The sequence below is a fragment of the Methyloceanibacter sp. genome (assembly GCF_050999895.1).
In the GTDB taxonomy this organism is placed as follows: domain Bacteria; phylum Pseudomonadota; class Alphaproteobacteria; order Rhizobiales; family Methyloligellaceae; genus Methyloceanibacter.
In genome coordinates this window covers 17941-33688 of record NZ_JBPCOU010000049.1, presented here as the reverse complement: position 1 = coordinate 33688, position 15748 = coordinate 17941, and the positions used below count along the sequence as shown (strand labels likewise).

The window sequence follows — 15748 nt, the reverse complement described above, 5'->3', positions numbered from 1 at the left end:
TCTTTCGTGCCGGTCGACACCTTTTCGCTTGTTACAGGGGATGAAGCCCTCACGGACTATCTCTTCAATAAGCACGCAATCGCTCATCGCTTTTGCGCGACGTGCGGTTGTCAGTCCTTCGGGGTCGACAAAGGACCCGATGGAACCGAGATGGCGGCGGTCAACTTAAGGTGTGTGCCTTCGATCGACCTCGATAGCCTGACGGTTCAGAAAGTGGACGGGGCGAGCTTCTGATCGCTTTGGCGCGCCTCATCTAAGGGAGCTTCGACGAGCATAACGTCTGCTCTTGGTGGGGATGCCCCGTTCTCCCATCGTCGCCTTTTGGTCGATGCTGTTGAAGAAGTCGGGTTTGGCAGAAGCTGACGCCGGGGACACGAATGTCTTAAAGCAAGCAAAGCATTTCTTGTCGTCGGCGCTTTATCCGCCCCAGGGCACCTACAATGAGTGCCGCGGCAGCTTTCGAGAGCGCGATAGGGCGGTTGCGTCGATTCGGCGTGTTGCCGCGCCTAAGCAACATCCACTCCTACGGAAGTCGCCGGGCGCTCTGGTAATGCGAGCTCAGTTTACCTCCGATAACCGTCTTTCTCGGCAGCCTACAGGAACGCCTCGCCCGCGTGCTGCTTGAATGCCTTCGCGCGCCGATCATAGGTCTTGAGCGTGCTGACCTCACGATGCCTTGTGACATCCATCACACGGAGGATATCCGCTCCATGGTGCAGCGCGGAGGTGACGAACCCGGCACGGAGACTGTGGCCAGAGAAGAGGGTGGAGTCGAAGCCGGCGCTCTCAGCTCTCCTCTTCAGGATCTGCGCGACTGAGCGATCTGAGAGCCTTTCGAGAGTCACCGAGCCGCCTTTCTTGATCGAGCGGAAGATGGGACCCTCAGTAATCCCCGCCGCCTGTAGCCAGGCTGTGAGTCCTCCGACGGGCCGCAGACGCGAGCCATGCGGGATAGAGACAAAGTCGCCGATCCCTTCCTGATCCGTCTTCGATTTCCTGATGTGCACGAGGAGACCCTCATTGGTTTCCTCAAGGTCTCTCACGTCTAGTGTAACGAGTTCTGAGCGGCGGAGTGCGCCCGCGAAGCCAAGCAGCAACAGGGCACGATCGCGCAAGCCGCGGAGATCTTCAGGGGTATCGGCGATCATGACGCGAAGCATTTCTGCCGTGGCCGGCTCCTTCCGTATCACCGCCGTGCCGATGCTTCGCCTGATCCCCGACAACACGGCTTTCACAGCTTCGTTGCTCGTCGGAGATTCAAGCCCGGCCAGGCGATGCATGTAGCGGATGCCGGCACAACGCCGGGTGATGGTTGAGGCTTTCAGACCCGATCTTGCCAAGGAGGCGAGATAGGCAGCGACGGTCTCCACAGTCGCGGGTAGGGCATCCACCGCATGACGCTCACACCAAGCCGCAAAGTCCGCTGCGTCGGTTCTATACACCCGCCGTGTGGCTGCAGACTTAGAGGCGGTGGCGTAATCATTGGCAGCGCTCGTCGCGTGCTCAAGGGTTGCGACAAGGGCAGAGCACTTGCTCCGTGGGTTGGTTAGAGGACTTAACGGAGGCGAGGGCGTCGACCGCAGCCGACGCACCTCTGCGTTTATGCTCTGTACGCTCATGTCTCGACGAAGAACGATTGGAGCAAAGCATCAACGTGCTCATCGAGCAGTCCATCTCTTAGTCCCGGAGCGGTCGCCAGGTACCGCGCTTTTACTGCTGCTTCTTCGAAGGAGCGGCAGTTGTAGGCACAGATGGCGAGTGCGGCTTCTTGCTCCGCGTCATTTGTGGCTTCCCAGTCGCGCTTCGCCGGCGCTAGGCCGAAGGCTTCCCTGCGTGCATCTTCTTCAGCAAACATGCGATCGAGAACATCGAAGTTTTCCTTCTGCTTCGCATCGATGACCGCGAGTGATTGTTCCACCAGGTCAGGAGGAAAAACGCGAGTCAGATTTTCTAGTTGTTTTCGCTGACGCGTGTAGGACGCTTCCAGGCGTTCCCCGCAGAACTCGTATCCCAACTGAAGCTCGAACGCATCGCCAGTGAGGAAGCAGGGGACAAGGATCGTGTTATCACGGACCTTCTTGTAGTCTTCTTCCATCTTCTGCTCGCGGTCGATCGCGCGACAGAAAGCTCGATAGGCTGTGCGGTGAGCCTTGATCAGCTGATTGAGTTCCGAGGACCCCTTTTCAGCAGGAACTCCCGTCGCGGGGATTACGGTTGCTGCTGCTATTGGGGGGAGCACCGCGGCGGCCGGTGCTGCGGCAACTAAGGTCATCGCCTTGCGGCGTGTCATTTGCGAAGCTTGCATTGCAGTTCCTCCGTTGGTGCAAGTGTTACCTTGCGGGTTACCTACGGAAGGACGGCTAGGAAGAGAAAGGCTCTAAGGTCTTGAAAGTGTTGGTACCGCTGGGGAGATTTGAACTACCGACCTCTTGATCCACAATCAAGCGCTCTAACCAACTGAGCTACAGCGGCGCAAAAGCATTGCGCGTTCGCCCGGAACCTATGCGCAGGTGGTTGCCGTTGCAAGCGATGAACGCAGCGGCAGGTCTCGGCCACAGATCAAAATGAAGGCCCGGGCCGGAGCCCGAGCCTGTCGTATCGCTTTTGCGATCTACCCTCAGAATTGAAACGCGCCGCGGCAGACGTACCGCGATCAACTAGCCGACCTTGTTGAGGCTTTCGAAGGAGCGGGATACCTGCTCCTTGATCGGCTCGGTCGTGTCAGCCGCAATCTTGGTGGTCAAGGCGCGAACCTCGCCCGCCTGATTTGCGAAGACATCAAACTGGCGGCGAATAAAAGCCGACTGGAGTTCGGCGATCTCGGCGAGGTTCTTCGCGCCGGCGAGACTCTTGGCAAGGTCAAAGCCGGAGTTGAGATTGCGCTGCGCGATATCGATGAGCTTCCGGTTAAAGGCGGCGGCGCCTTGACCGGCGGCATCGAATGACCGCTCAAGCGCGTCGACGGTCTCTTCCAGCGCGTCCTTGCCGCGCTCATAGGCCTCGCGGGTCTGCGTGACGGTCTTCTCTGCGAGAGCGCGAACGCTCTCAGGCACCGTGGCGTCCATCTTCATGGTCTCGAACTCTTTAGCCGCCTTACGGAACGTGTCGCGGGCCTGCTCGGCAGCCTGTTGGGGGGAATATGTTTCACTCATGATTGCACCTCTTGCTTGCGCTTCTGCCTGTCACCAAGCTCGCCCAGGATCGGGGAACCTGTCGTTTTATTGTGCAATGCAATATAATTGGTGCGGTGCGGGATAACAAGAGCCCTACTCATTGGCATCAACACTTTGTTAGCCCATCTTGACGGTAAATGCGCTTTAACCCTGTAATTGCGCTGCATTTGCCTAAATTTAGTGGATGAGTCGGTCTGACGCCCCAAGTAGAGTGGGCGCGGAGAGTAGATCGCCAAGCTTGCCGAGGCGCGAAATGAGCGCAACCATCCCAATAGGGCCCTCCATGGCCGAACCGGCAAATAAAAAGCGCATCGCGGAGTTTCCCGAAGACCGTGAGGCGCTCGAACATATCGCGCGGGCGCTTAAAGGCCGCGTCCTGCGGGGTCCTGAGCTTGTTACGGCAGAGGAAGCGGCCTCGGGCCTTCAGGCCTTGAGCCTTGGCGGCGAGGAGCTGAAGTCCTTGCTGGAGGTCATGCCGGCGGCAATCGCCATCCTCGCCGATGGCGAGCTTGTGCATGCCAATACGGCGTTCGCGTATGCTTTCGGCTATCGCTCTTGTGATGAGTTGAAAGAGGCCGGTGGGCTGGACGCCATTCTGTCCGGCAGTGGAAATGTGCTCGCGAACGTCGCAGGCACAGGGCGAAGCGAGCCCATCGATGCGCTCACTCGCTCACGGCGGCGTCTCAAAGCGGTCTTTTCGCTGAGCGCGCTTGGCTCCGAGCAAAGCCCGCAACTCCTGCGCCTCATCGACCAGGCCGATCTCGACGCGGAACTCTCGCCTCCGCCGCAAGTCGACGTGGACCCGCAGCTCGAGGGCGTATCCAGCCCCACCGCGAACCGAACGGGCGATGGCGCGGGACGGCTGGATTTCCTCGCCAAGGTCAGCCACGAGGTCCGCACGCCGCTCAATTCGATTCTCGGCTTTACCGAGCTCATGCTGCAGGAGCGGCTCGGTTCGATCGGCAATCCGCGCTACAAGGGCTATATCGAGGATATCCATCAGAGCGGCCTTTACGCGCTCAGCCTGCTCAACGACCTTCTCGATATCTCGAAGATGGAGGCGGGAAAATTCGAGCTCGACTTCACTGCCGTCGAGGTCGCGGAACTCGTCAGCGAGAGCGTCAACAGTTTGCAACCGTTGGCCAAACGCGAGCGGATCGTGCTGCGGACTTCATTTGCGCCGAATCTACCGGCAGTGATCGCCGACCCAAGACGGCTGAAACAGATCCTGCTCAATCTGCTCTCTAACGCCATCAAGTTTACCGACGTTGGAGGCCAGGTCATTTCGTCGGCATCGCTGGTGGACGGGGAACTCCGCCTGCGGGTGCGCGATAACGGTGTCGGCATGAGCAAGGATGAGATCGCCTTCGCGATGCAGCCGTTCCATCAGCTCGACACGGCGCCGCGCAGACAGACCGGAACCGGGCTTGGCCTTCCTGTCACCAAAGCACTGGTGGATGCCAATCGCGCGCGGTTGGTCCTCACCAGCGAGCCTGGCGTCGGTACCTGCGCCGATGTCATCTTCCCGGCCGACCGGCTTGCGAAATGAGCAGCGCTGAAGCCTAAACTTTGTGCCGGCTGCCTCGTCTGCGGCGAATTCTGTATTCGCAGACCAATTAGACTTCCATCAGACCTATTTATAATCATTCTAGAAAATCTATTTCTTCTAGCTACAGAGTGAACGCTGCTTAGAAGGCTTCTAATGTTGATTAGATTGCCACTTTGTTATTGACACTCCAGGGATTTACGCAAGAATACGAGCGAGTTCGCTTTTCCAGCAATCCTGTCCGATACCGGGGCCTTGAACCCCGGCCATTGGAGGAACCGATGCGATTTTCTTCCGCGCGCGTTATTGCGCTTGCGCTCGCCTCTTTTGTCCTCTCCGTAGTCTTCGCTGAGCGTCTCCCGGCCGAGGCCGGGGAGGTCAATATCTATTCCTACCGGCAGCCCTATCTCATCAATCCGCTTCTGAAGACGTTCACCAAAGAGACCGGCATCAAAGTCAATGTCATCTTCGCGGAAAAGGGACTGATCGAGCGCATTCAGGCGGAAGGGCGTAACAGCCCGGCCGACCTTTTGCTCACCGTCGACATCGGCAATCTGGAGCAAGCGACGGCGGCCGGAATTGCCCAGCCGGTTCAGTCGGCAACGCTGGAAGAGGCGATCCCGCCCGCCTACCGCGCCGCGGACGGCGAGTGGTGGGGCCTGACGCGCCGCGCGCGCGTCGTATACGCCTCCAAGGAGCGCGTGAAAGCCGACCACATCACCTATGAAGATCTCGCCGACCCGAAATGGCGCGGAAAAATCTGCGTCCGCTCCGGCCAGCACGTTTATAACGTCGCGCTGATCGCCTCTATGATTGCGCATCGCGGCGAGGCCGAAACCGAGGCTTGGCTGAGAGGAGTGAAGGCCAATCTGGCCCGTAAGCCGGCTGGAGACGACAGGCTGCAAGTGAAAGGCGTCTATGCCGGTGAATGCGATCTCGCCATTGGCAACACCTATTACATGGGCGCGATGCTCCAAAACGATAAACAGCCGGAACAGAAGGAGTGGGCAAACTCCGTGAAGCTGCTTTTCCCCAACACAGAGGATCGCGGAACGCACGTGAACGTCTCGGGCGCAATCCTGGCGAAGAACGCGCCGCACAAGGAGAATGCCGTCAAGCTTCTCGAATTTCTGGCGTCCGACGAAGGTCAGAGGATGTATGCCGAGGTGAACAACGAGTACCCGGTAAAAAAAGGAATTCCGCCGTCGGACCTCGTTAAGTCCTGGGGCGATTTCAAGCCGGATCCGATTACGCTCGATGAGATTGGGGATTTGCGCAAAAAGGCGAGCGAACTCGTCGACAAAGTCGGCTTCGATGAGGGGCCAAGCTCATGAGGGCACTGAGATGAGCTTCCATAAGAGCATTGAAAAGCAAGCGCGAACTACGGCGCCGAACCGTTACGGCAAGGACCGCACGAGTGCCGAGTGGCTTGTTGGCGTCGGCTTCAGGTGTTGGCTCGCAGGCTATGACACCGGGGACATTGCCTGTTGGGAGACGGGCTGGAACGCGTATGCGGGTACGCTCGGCACCGAGCGTGCCAAGCGCGCCGTAACAGAATTGGCCTGCTGGGTGCGGGCCGTTCGGGCGTCGTCGTCACGCAAGATCGAATATTATCCATTCGGCTGCACGGGCTTCTGTGCGGATGAATGCATGGCGATCTCTCTGATTGCAGCCTCGCAACACCAACGCTGCCCGGCCATACGCGCCTGCGCTCTTGCATTGACAGGTTCGGATCTCGTGGATCCCGTCATCGACTCCGCATGCGCCTTCGCCGACGTGCTGCAAGAGGCCGATCAAGTGCTGTCGCTCGACGCCGTCGCGGCGCTCGCCGCGCCGTGGCGCGCAGGCGATGGGGTGGCTGGTGCTGGACGCTGATCGCGGCGCACCGGACGAGAGAAGCCTAACGCGCGTAGCGTGGCGCAGACGCTTCGCCCGCCTCAATGAGAACGGCAATCTGGGCTGGTCGCTCGCGGCGCTCCTGATTTCCCTGATTGCGCTGGCGCCGATCGCGGCTATCGCGATCCTGGCACTACAGTCGAGCGGCGATACCTGGCCGCATCTGGCCGCAAATGTCCTCCCCCGCGCGGTGCGGCGCACGCTCGGCCTGATGGCGGGCGTCGGCGGGCTTAGCCTTGTGATCGGGACCGGCACCGCTTGGCTTGTGACCATGTACCGTTTCCCAGGCCGCCGCCTGTTTCAATGGATGCTCCTGCTGCCTCTGGCGATCCCCACCTACATCATCGCCTACTGTTATCTTGAGCTGTTCGATTATTCCGGCGTCGTGCAAACGGGTCTCCGCGACGTCTTCGGCTGGCAGGACGCGCGGAGCTATTGGTTTCCAGATATCCGGAGCCTAGGCGGCGCGATCTTTGTCATGAGCGCGGTGCTCTATCCTTATGTTTACATCACGGCGCGCGCGAGTTTTCTCGCCCAATCAGTGTGCGTGCTCGAGGTAAGCCGCACCCTTGGGCAAAGCGCCGGCGCGACGTTCTGGCGAATCGCCTTGCCGCTTGCCCGGCCTGCGCTGGCGGCCGGTGTGGCCCTCGCCCTCATGGAGACGTTGAACGACATCGGGGCCGTCGAGTTCTTCGGCGTGAAGACGCTCACCGTTGCGGTCTATGACACTTGGCTCGACCGCAACAGTCTGCCCGGTGCGGCGCAGATCGCGTGCGTCATGCTGCTCTTCGTGTTCACCCTGCTATTGATCGAGCGCAGTATGCGGGCACATCGCCGCTTCCATCACACCACGGGAAAATACCGCGACTTAACGGAAGAGCCGCTACGCGGCGGCGCGGCAGCGTTCGCAATGCTTGCATGCGCCCTGCCCCCGCTCGTCGGATTCCTGCTGCCGGTGGGTGTGCTCATGAGCGACGCGACGGCACATCTCGCAGCCGGATTGGCGCCGGATTTCTGGCGCGCGGCGCGGAACAGTCTGTTGCTCGCCAGTGCCGCGGCAGGCCTCGCAGTCATTCTTGCGGTCGTGCTCGCTTACGCGCGACGGCAGACGCGGTCCAAAGTGGTGCAGACCGCGAGTACGCTGCCGGCAATCAGCTACGCTGTACCTGGCACCGTGCTTGCCATCGGCCTCCTCATCCCGCTCGCCCAGCTCGACAACGGCATCGACGCAGCGATGCGGTCCCTGTTCGACATCCCGACTGGGCTGATCTTCTCGGGTACGGCCTTCGCTCTCGTCGTCGCATATACGATCCGGTTTCTGGCCGCCTCGCTCGGCGCGGTAGAGGCCGGTTTGAGCAAGATCTCGCGCCATATCGATGCCGCGGCGCGGACACTTGGGAGTTCCGTCAGCGAGACGTTGTGGAAAGTCCATCTGCCTCTTTTGCGGCCTGCACTGGGAGCTGCAGCCTTGCTGGTGTTTGTTGATTCCATGAAGGAGCTACCCGCCACCTTGTTGCTCCGACCCTTCAACTTCGACACGCTTGCGACCCAGGTTTTCACGCTCGTATCGCTTTACCGCTACGAAGAGGCGGGGCTCTCTGCCCTTACCATCGTATTGGTAAGCCTCGTTCCGGTTTTCATGCTCCATGGCGTGATTGTGGCGGGCCGGCCCGGAGCATCGCCAAGCCGCGGGGTCCTCGGCCCCTCGCCGGCCGCTTGGGTGGCACAGGCATCTTGATAACTAAAGAAAATTCGAGGCCCGGGCTCGCTATCGGGCCGCAATCGGGCTAAACCTAGCAAAACTTCCGGCGATCAAAAATTTGCGCTGGTCCGCTTCGGGGCTGGCGCCAATCGGGTGGGTAGATCGGCATGAAGCCTCGCCAGCTATCGTGGAGATGGCTTCTTCTCGGACTCCTTCCGTTTATCCTGGCTCTCGCTCTCCTTCCCCGACTGATCGGCGACACGTCGCAGCTCAGCCTCCGCATTGCCTCCGCATTGTCCGAATGGACGGGCGGGACAGTCGAGTTCGCCGGCCCGGTAAGCGTGCGCTATTTCCCAGACGTCTCAGTCCGCGGCGCGCTCGTGATCCGCGACGCATCGCGCCTCCCGCTGCTCCGATCGATCAGCACCGATCAGGCCAAGATCACGATCGATCTCGCGCAACTCCTGTTTGGACGCGTTCGCATTGACGCGCTCAGATTGATGCAGCCTCGCATCGTCTTGAGCGCGGACGCCACGTCGAGCCAGACGCCGCAAGAACGTATCGTCAACCTTTTTGCCTTTGGACCGATCGGCGCATTGCATGTACGCGACGGCAGCATCGAATTAGCAACAGCCGCAGGACGCGAAACGATCGATAATGTGCAGGCTCACTTCGATACGAGCGGCGGACAAACCGAGGGCGGCGCTCTCTCCGGGTCCGGCTCGTTCGAGTTTAGACGTGAGGAAGTACGTTTCTCCCTCGATAGCGGAGCTGTGACGTCCAGCTCGACAAGCGTTCCCGTGAGCCTCGCCCTGACATCCGATCCCGGCCGGGCCACAATGAAAGGCGCGGCCTCATTCAAAGACGGATTCCAGCTCGACGGCCGTATTCAAACGGACGTCGCCGACGCGCGCAGTTTTTTGCGCTGGCTCGGAGTCGACCAACCCGAGGGCCAGAGCCTGAAGGAGTTTTCGGCGTCGGGCGCCATGCACGCTAGTGGCGCAACCCTCACCATAGACGAGGGTTCGTTCAAGCTCGACGGCAACAGCGCCGTCGGCCTTCTTGCTTTCACGGCCGGCGCGAAACCTCGGATAGAGGGCACGCTCGATTTCGAGCGGCTCGTCATTGATCCCTATCTCGGTGACGCCAGCGGAGAAGATGTGACGGCTTCTCTGCCCAGGCAGCCCAGTGCTCAGATTTCCGACTGGATCCTCTTGCGGTCTCTCGACGCCGATCTCCGCGTCTCGGTCGACGAGATCCGCGTCCGCACGCTGAGCCTCGGCAAAGGCGGCTTCACCATCACCGCTAAGGACGGCGCGCTGGCAGTCGAGATCGGCGAGATTGAACTTTGCGGCGGTTCCGCCGCTGGACGGTTAGCGGTGAAAGCCGAACGGACGCCCCGCGTCAGCCTCATAGCCAATCTCAACGACATTGCCCTTAAACAATGCCTTGATCCGCTTGGGCTTGGAATTCCCATCGACGGGGTTGGCGAGCTCAGGGCCGACCTTGCGGGCGAGGGACAGGATCTCACCGCGCTGAAGCACAGCTTTTTTGGTGCGATCAAAATCGGCGCCGAAAGAGGCTCGCTGCCCGTGGACTTCGCCCGACTGACGGCTCCCGTCGCACCGCTCGAAAGCGAGAGTTGGAACAGCAATCAAGCAACCCAGTTCGACACGCTGAAGGCAGAGTGCCGCCTCGCCGCGCGTGTTATCTGGTGCCGAACCTTCAATATGCAGACGGCTCAGCGGTCTATCTTCGGGTCTGGAGACATCGATCTCGGTCGCACCATGCTAGACTGGAACCTGTCGGTGAATCGGCCGGTCCCTTCAACGCCGGCTTTGGATACCGACAACGCCGTCCCCAAGCTCTCCATTAGGGGCGTGCTATCGCAGCCAACGATTCGACGGACGGATCGCGCAACACTTGGCGAGGAATCGTCCCAGGCAAACCCCGTGACCAGCCCTGTCCAATGACCCTGATCGGCGGCGATGCAATCATGCAGAGACACGCGCGGGCACAACCTAATCGAACGGGTCTTTCACGGGTGCCGGCACTTGTCGTGCTCTCCATGCTTATCGTCGCAGCCAACTTCGTTGAGTCCCCCGCAGCCTTGGCGCAGGGCGCCGATACCGGGCCTACGCTGAACATAGCGACGTGGGGCGGCGCCTATGGCCAATCCCAGGAGATCGCTTATTTCGCGCCGTTCACCCGCGAGACGCGCACCAAAGTCAAGATCGAGACCTATAACGGCACACTCGCCGCGATCATGGGGATGATCGGAAACAAAAATGCGCCGATTGACGTCGTGGACATGTCGGCGGCGACGCTTGCCACGCTGTGCCGCGACGGTCATCTGGAAGCAATCGACAGCAATACGCTTGGGGCCGGGCCTGACGGCCAAACTGCCGCTGATGATTTTGTTGCCGGCGGCCTTTCATCCTGCGGGATTGCAAGCGTCGCTTGGTCGACAGCGATTGCTTTCGATCGCGGCGCTTTCGAGGGCGGGCCACCGACCAAGATCGCCGACCTCCTCGACACCAAGCGCTTTCCCGGAAAGCGCGCTCTGCCGAACGGCCCGCGCTATACTCTTGAGCTTGCGCTGCTCGCCGACGGCGTGGAGCCTGACAAAGTTTACGCGGAACTTGGCACCCCTGCGGGGACCGACAGGGCTTTCAGCGTTCTCGATAAGATCAAGGCGGAGGTCCTGTGGTGGAACAAGGCGCAGGATCCGCTCACATGGCTGGCGCGAAATAAAGTCGTGATGGCGGCCAGCTATAGCGGGCGTATTTTCCGTGCGAGCATCGGTGCCCGCCAACGCGTGGGCGTCCTTTGGGACGGTCAGATCTACGATCTCGACCTCTGGGCCATTCCCAAAAGCGCTGCCAACAAGGATTTGGCGAAGCGCTTCATCGCATTCGCCAGCGAACCAGCACGGCTTGCGGCGCAGGCGCAACTGATCGCTTATGGCCCCATGCGCAAATCGGCGATCCCGCTTGTCGGCAAACATCCCGTCATCGATGTGGACGTGGCCAGTTTCCTTCCCACCGCCCCGCAAAATTTTCAGAACGTGCTCAAGTTTGACGAAAGCTGGTGGATCGAGCACGGCGCAGCACTTGGAAAGCGCTTCAAGGAATGGCGCGCGCAGGTATCAATGCCGGCCGGCAGCTCCGAAGAGACGAGCTCGACAAAGCAGCAACAGTAACGCGAGGAAATTGGGAGCAACCTTCAACACGCGTTGATTTGGCCTGCTGCTTACGTCATCTTATCTTTGGAGCAAGTCTCGGGGCCAAGGCTCAAGACGTCCTCCTACACAGAATGCACGATAGAGACGGCGATGCTGCTTTGGGATCCGCTATTGCGATCCGGCAGGGAGACAACTCGCCGATGAGGCCAAAAGCACTGCCGGAGCGGGACCGGCAGTGCACCTCGGCTCAAGCCAGGTACATTCTAACGATGCACAGCGAGCGAGACATAGCCGCTCGGATCATCCAACAGATAGTTGCCTGTGAAGCCGCCTGCCAATGTCAGCTCGGTGTCGAGGAAATCGAAGCGAACGAAGCCACCGGTGCGACCCGCGCTATATTCCTCGTTGCCGAGTGCGCCGCCTTCGAGCCCAGTCGATAATTTTGGTCTGAGGCGATAGCCAAGGCGCGCCCGGCTCCAATAATCCTGGAACGCTGTCCCGTAGGCCGCATCAACCGAAAGATACAAAACGGGCGAGAGGTTCCAGTTCTCGGCGAGGAACCGCGCGCCGAGTTCGCGGCCCTGAGCGGCGTTGTTGGGATCGAATGGCACGATGTGCTGATCCACCGCCTCGATCCCCGCAAAGTTTGGTGATAAGCCGCCCGCGGTGAAATTCGTATCCGATCAGGGCCGCGGCGAAGCTGGCGTCGCCATCGAAGGTGATAGGGCTCCAAGCATCGTCGACCTGAAGGCTGCCATTGTAGTGATAGCGGCCAAAGCTTCCGACCGCGCGAAGTCTGAAGCTTTCCTCATAAAGTCCCTTGCCGAATGCGTAACCGCCGCCCACATAGCCGCTTGCGTAGTTATCACTGGCTTCGAACCCGGTGAAGAATTCGGCTCGGGGCCGCTCTGGCTCTGCATAAGCGGGCGGGCAAGTCAGCAGGCCGAGAAGCGCAAAAGCCCTCGCGCCGGGGATGCGGCAGCACTTGACCCAACCGGTGCTCGGACAACCCCACATGGCAACATCCGTCGCAACACCCCGCTTGATTATGCTGCGTCTTGGGAAGGCCGACTAAGACCCGGTACAGCAACTAAAGCGTTAGGTTTTGGTGTTGTGCAATTTGAGGTAGCGGCGGATTAGGTTTTTCGCTCCGAATACGTGTTTTGTTCGTCACAGGCGGCAATAAATATGAAACCGGCTCAATTCGCTTCGTGGCTTACTGTCGATCGTCACGGTCTTTTTTGCCGGCCCGGCGGCTTTCACGTCGATCCGCATAGTCCGGTTTCGCGGGCTGTTATCACGCATGGCCATTCGGACCATGCGCGCGCCGGTCACGACCATGTTCTTGCCACGGAAGAGACCCTTGCTGTCATGCGCGTGCGGCTAGGAGGCGCCGCTCGTCTCGGCACGCAAAGGGCCGCCTATGGCGAACCTATTCGCATCGGCGATGTCTCGGTCACGCTTATCCCTGCAGGCCATGTTCTCGGCAGCGCCCAGGTTCTCATTGAATGGCAGGGAGCGCGCGTTGTCGTTTCCGGCGATTATAAGCGCAGCGCGGACCCAACCTGCCCTGCCTTCGAACTCACCCCTTGTCATCTCTTCATTACCGAGGCGACCTTCGGCCTACCTGTGTTCAGCCATGGCAGCGCGCGGGGTGAGATCCAAAAGCTGCTGAAATCGCATTCGCAATTTCCAGATCGTGCACATGTCGTCGGTGCCTACGGGCTCGGTAAGAGCCAGCGGGTTATCGCCTTGCTGCGCGAGGCCGGCTACAACGAGCCGATCTTCCTGCACGGCGCTCTGGCAGAATGCTGCGCGCTTTATGAATCGATTGGCGTGCGCCTCGGCGAACTAAAATCCGCAACCGGAGCGAAGCGCGAAGATCTCGTCGGAGCGATCGTACTTGCACCGCCGAGCGCTATCGCCGACCGCTGGTCGCGGCGGTTGCCGGACCCGGTTACGGCATTAGCCTCGGGCTGGATGCGTGTGCGCGCGAGAGCGCGCCAGCAAAATGTCGAGCTCCCGCTCGTGATCTCCGATCATGCCGACTGGAATGAACTGACGCAGACCATCGCCGAGACCGGCGCGGAAGAAATCTGGGTTACGCACGGTCGCGAGGAGGCACTGCTCTATCACATCGAGTCCACCGGCCGGCGTGGCCGCGCGCTCGCGCTCGTGGGCAGGGTGGGCAGGGAGGATGAGGATTCGTGAGGGCCTTCGCTTCCCTTCTCGATCGCCTGTCATATACGCCGTCGCGTAACGATAAGCTGCGCCTGCTCGCCGACTATTTCGCCTCGACGCCAGATCCCAACCGAGGCTTTGCCTTGGCTGCCTTGACCGATGGGCTGTTCTTCCGGCTGCCGCTGCGGCGCATCCTCGGCGAAATGATTTCCCAGCGGGTAGACCCGGTCCTGTTCGACCTCTCTCGCGACTATGTCGGCGACACGGCCGAAACCATCGCTCTCCTCTGGCCCGCGCAGCACAGCGGCGAGAACGTGCCGCCGCTCGGGGAGGTGGTGGCGAGCCTCCAGACTGCGACCGCACTTGATATCCCGGGACTCCTGGCAGGTCTGCTCGATCGGCTCGACTCGACGGAGCGCTGGGCGCTTCTGAAACTTATGACTGGAGCGCTGCGCGTTGGAGTTTCGGCGCGCTTGGCCAAGACGGCTCTGGCGCAATGGTCGGGCGTGCCGATCGCCGATATCGAGGAGGTCTGGCATTGCGTGCAGCCTCCTTATCTTGAGCTTTTCAGCTGGCTCTCAGCCTCGGGGGCACGGCCCGAGGCCGGCGCGACGCCAACCTTCAGGCCGCTGATGCTATCGCATCAGATCGAAGACAAGGAGCTCGCACTCATCCATCCCGGCGATTTCGTCGCGGAATGGAAATGGGACGGCATCCGTGTGCAGGCGGCGAGCAAGGGCGGGGAGACCCGGCTTTTCTCGCGCACGGGTGACGACATCTCACGCAGCTTTCCCGATGTGGCGGAGGCTATACCACCGGGCGTGGTGCTGGATGGCGAGTTGTTGGTGCTGCGCGAAGGCGAAGTTCAACCCTTCAACGAGCTGCAGCAGCGCTTGAACCGCAAGAGAGTGACCCCGGCGATGCTTAAATCCTACCCGGCCCATATCCGCCTCTACGACATGCTGTACGAGGACGAGGAGGATCTGCGCCCCCTTCCCTTCATCGCGCGGCGCGCACGACTCGAGGCGTGGCATCAACGCGTGGCGCCAGAGGGTACCGACATTTCCGAGGTTATCGACTTTACCTCGGTGGCGGAGCTGGAGCGGCTTTGGTCCGCGGCGCGCGAAACCGGCATTGAGGGCCTGATGCTGAAGCGGCGCGCCAGCCCCTATATTGCCGGGCGGCCGAAGGGACATTGGTTCAAATGGAAACGCGCGCCGCTGACGCTCGATGCCGTGCTCATGTATGCGCAGCGCGGCAGCGGAAAGCGCTCGTCCTATTATTCCGACTACACGTTCGGCGCCTGGCGCGACGGTGAAAATGGAGAGCCCGAGCTGGTGCCCGTGGGCAAGTCCTATTTCGGTTTCACCGATGAGGAGCTGAAGCAGCTCGACGCGTTCGTCCGCAATCACACGATGGAAAGTTTCGGTCCGGTTCGCCAGGTGGAGCCCAAGCTCGTCTTCGAGGTCGCCTTCGATTCCGTGCATCGCTCCGGCCGGCATAAGTCCGGCGTCGCGATGCGCTTCCCACGCATCCATCGCATCCGCTGGGACAAGCCAGCCGAGGAAGCGGACCGGCTGGAGACGCTACAGGCGATGATCGTCTAGGCGTAATGGGCGTGATCGCCCGCAGCAAGCTTCTTTAGAGCCGCGCGATAGCTCTCGATATGACGCTGTCGAAGCGTCCGGAACCTGTCGCGCTGTCGGTCAAGGAGAGCGAAGAAGCGGAAACCAAGGCCGAGCGCCACGCCGAGTTCGCGGTCTTCCCGCTCGCCACGCCGCTGATTGCCGGACCCAGTGCGATGACGAGCGCGATCGTGCTTGCAGGCAGGCACCAGGGGCGACTTCACGCTTCTCGGGCGGTCATTGCCGCGATCCTCGCCGTCATGCTTGTCACGCTCATGCTGCTATTGGTTGCGCAGGAAATACACCACGTCATCGGCGTCACGGCGCGCGAGGTCATCGTCCGCGTGTTCGGGGTGCTGCTGGCGGCTCTCGCGGTGCAATCCATTTTAAATGGGCTCGCCGAGGCGCGCCTCTTCGGCTGAGGCCAGAACAACCTCGAAT

General features: G+C 60.7%; 14 protein-coding genes, 1 tRNA gene and 1 pseudogene. 10 read left to right on the top strand and 6 right to left on the bottom strand.

The features are described from left to right. A partial coding sequence (locus ACR2J1_RS04920) for a GFA family protein (protein WP_434018222.1) occupies positions 1–234 on the top strand: 234 nt, incomplete at its 5' end. A 359-nt stretch (positions 235–593) separates the two neighbouring features. Here ACR2J1_RS04920 and ACR2J1_RS04915 read toward each other — a convergent pair. The 4 genes from ACR2J1_RS04915 to ACR2J1_RS04900 form a co-directional block, all read right to left on the bottom strand. Further along, on the bottom strand, positions 594–1619 hold the full coding sequence (locus tag ACR2J1_RS04915) for a site-specific integrase (RefSeq protein ID WP_434018221.1): 1026 nt from the start codon (positions 1617–1619) through the stop codon (positions 594–596). Next, positions 1616–2305, bottom strand: coding sequence for a hypothetical protein (locus tag ACR2J1_RS04910; RefSeq protein ID WP_434018220.1), 690 nt, complete (start codon positions 2303–2305; stop codon positions 1616–1618). The genes ACR2J1_RS04915 and ACR2J1_RS04910 overlap by 4 nt, the downstream gene beginning before the upstream one ends. Before the next feature lie 90 nt (positions 2306–2395). Further along, positions 2396–2472, bottom strand: a tRNA-His gene (locus ACR2J1_RS04905). A gap of 185 nt (positions 2473–2657) precedes the next feature. Next, positions 2658–3152: a phasin family protein gene (locus ACR2J1_RS04900; protein ID WP_434018219.1), complete on the bottom strand. Its 495-nt coding sequence runs from the start codon at positions 3150–3152 to the stop codon at positions 2658–2660. Between the two features lie 304 nt (positions 3153–3456). On the opposite strand from ACR2J1_RS04900, the gene ACR2J1_RS04895 reads away from it, so the two are divergent. The 6 genes from ACR2J1_RS04895 to ACR2J1_RS04870 all read left to right on the top strand — a co-directional run bounded on the left by ACR2J1_RS04895 (position 3457) and on the right by ACR2J1_RS04870 (position 11519). Continuing rightward, a complete protein-coding gene (locus tag ACR2J1_RS04895) occupies positions 3457–4722 on the top strand; it encodes an ATP-binding protein (protein ID WP_434018218.1) in 1266 nt (421 codons plus the stop codon). A 278-nt stretch (positions 4723–5000) separates the two neighbouring features. Beyond that, a complete protein-coding gene (locus tag ACR2J1_RS04890; protein WP_434018217.1) occupies positions 5001–6053 on the top strand; it encodes a Fe(3+) ABC transporter substrate-binding protein in 1053 nt (350 codons plus the stop codon). Positions 6054–6063: 10 nt separating this feature from the next. After that, complete coding sequence (locus ACR2J1_RS04885; RefSeq protein ID WP_434018216.1) at positions 6064–6594, top strand: hypothetical protein; 531 nt, start codon at positions 6064–6066, stop codon at positions 6592–6594. Then, positions 6581–8353 (top strand): ABC transporter permease, encoded by a 1773-nt coding sequence (locus ACR2J1_RS04880; protein WP_434018215.1) that lies wholly within the window; start codon positions 6581–6583, stop codon positions 8351–8353. The genes ACR2J1_RS04885 and ACR2J1_RS04880 overlap by 14 nt, the downstream gene beginning before the upstream one ends. Before the next feature lie 482 nt (positions 8354–8835). Next, the gene (locus ACR2J1_RS04875; protein ID WP_434018214.1) at positions 8836–10290 is read left to right on the top strand and encodes an AsmA family protein; all 1455 of its coding nucleotides are present in this window, start codon (positions 8836–8838) and stop codon (positions 10288–10290) included. 71 nt (positions 10291–10361) lie between these two features. Then, the gene (locus ACR2J1_RS04870; protein WP_434018213.1) at positions 10362–11519 is read left to right on the top strand and encodes an extracellular solute-binding protein; all 1158 of its coding nucleotides are present in this window, start codon (positions 10362–10364) and stop codon (positions 11517–11519) included. A gap of 245 nt (positions 11520–11764) precedes the next feature. Here ACR2J1_RS04870 and bcsS read toward each other — a convergent pair whose 3' ends face one another. Then, complete coding sequence (gene bcsS, locus ACR2J1_RS04865; protein ID WP_434018224.1) at positions 11765–12136, bottom strand: cellulose biosynthesis protein BcsS; 372 nt, start codon at positions 12134–12136, stop codon at positions 11765–11767. A gap of 31 nt (positions 12137–12167) precedes the next feature. Beyond that, positions 12168–12518 (bottom strand): annotated as a pseudogene (locus ACR2J1_RS04860) (hypothetical protein); the annotation flags it as partial. A gap of 171 nt (positions 12519–12689) precedes the next feature. Between ACR2J1_RS04860 and ACR2J1_RS04855 the strand changes: the two are divergent. The 3 genes from ACR2J1_RS04855 to ACR2J1_RS04845 are packed head-to-tail and all read left to right on the top strand — an operon-like array spanning position 12690 to position 15729. Further along, positions 12690–13712 carry a ligase-associated DNA damage response exonuclease gene (locus ACR2J1_RS04855; protein WP_434018212.1) on the top strand — a complete coding sequence of 341 codons (1023 nt, stop codon included), beginning with the start codon at positions 12690–12692 and terminating at the stop codon, positions 13710–13712. Continuing rightward, on the top strand, positions 13709–15289 hold the full coding sequence (locus tag ACR2J1_RS04850; protein ID WP_434018211.1) for a cisplatin damage response ATP-dependent DNA ligase: 1581 nt from the start codon (positions 13709–13711) through the stop codon (positions 15287–15289). The genes ACR2J1_RS04855 and ACR2J1_RS04850 overlap by 4 nt, the downstream gene beginning before the upstream one ends. A gap of 59 nt (positions 15290–15348) precedes the next feature. Further along, the gene (locus ACR2J1_RS04845) at positions 15349–15729 is read left to right on the top strand and encodes a MarC family protein (RefSeq protein ID WP_434018210.1); all 381 of its coding nucleotides are present in this window, start codon (positions 15349–15351) and stop codon (positions 15727–15729) included. Positions 15730–15748 lie beyond the last annotated feature (19 nt).